This window comes from Vibrio sp. 2130-1 (genome assembly GCF_033339515.1).
Genome location: NZ_JAWOUT010000577.1, coordinates 1 through 558, shown reverse-complemented (window position 1 = coordinate 558; position 558 = coordinate 1). Strand labels below are relative to the sequence as shown.

Here is a 558-nt window from a genome sequence, read left to right as displayed (position 1 = left end):
AGTTCGCGTTGGTAAAGGATGCAATATTTCAACATGCCACTGAAATCGTTGAAAAGTTAAACAGAACAATTAAGTAAACATCTGGGGTAACAATTGTTGCCCATTTTGTAAACATACTCGTTAGCAGTGAGGGAAAAATGACTGAACCCAAGACCAATGGAAGTAACACGACTCTTGATTTGAGGCAGTCTTTCGCTCTGTTAAGTGTCGATAAGAATGGAATCGTAACGATGAAATTTGGTGATGAAGTAACAGTTTTTATGAACGACAAATGCCCAGCAATCACGACCGATTTATTAAAAGTGATTGCGTCAATAAAAAATGGGAGTAGCCAGCAATGAAGCGCGAAAAAGAAAAGATCAGTGGTCTAACAGAAACTTCGTGTAAGAACCACTTCTGTTGATTGCTTCTTCCCAAGAAATGAAAAAAGAATTAGATGTGATCGTCGGCGATTATTTAGTCGATTTAGATGGCGACTATTAGGAGTGTGGATGGTATGAAAGCAAAAATCGGTATTCTATCAGAAGAGCTTGCTCGTAAGCGTATGGTTCGTATTGC

The 558-nt window shown here is 38.7% G+C and carries 1 protein-coding gene; it reads left to right on the top strand.

Going from position 1 to position 558, the window contains the following annotated elements:
* Positions 1-137 precede the first annotated feature (137 nt).
* Positions 138-341, top strand: a complete 204-nt coding sequence (locus tag R7Q09_RS27495) for a hypothetical protein (RefSeq protein WP_206926096.1) — start codon at positions 138-140, stop codon at positions 339-341.
* Positions 342-558: the final 217 nt, after the last annotated feature.

Bases quoted from the DNA above. Each gene is read 5' to 3' on its own strand.
- R7Q09_RS27495 (WP_206926096.1), top strand. From the start codon at position 138: ATGACTGAACCCAAGACCAATGGAAGTAACACGACTCTTGATTTGAGG.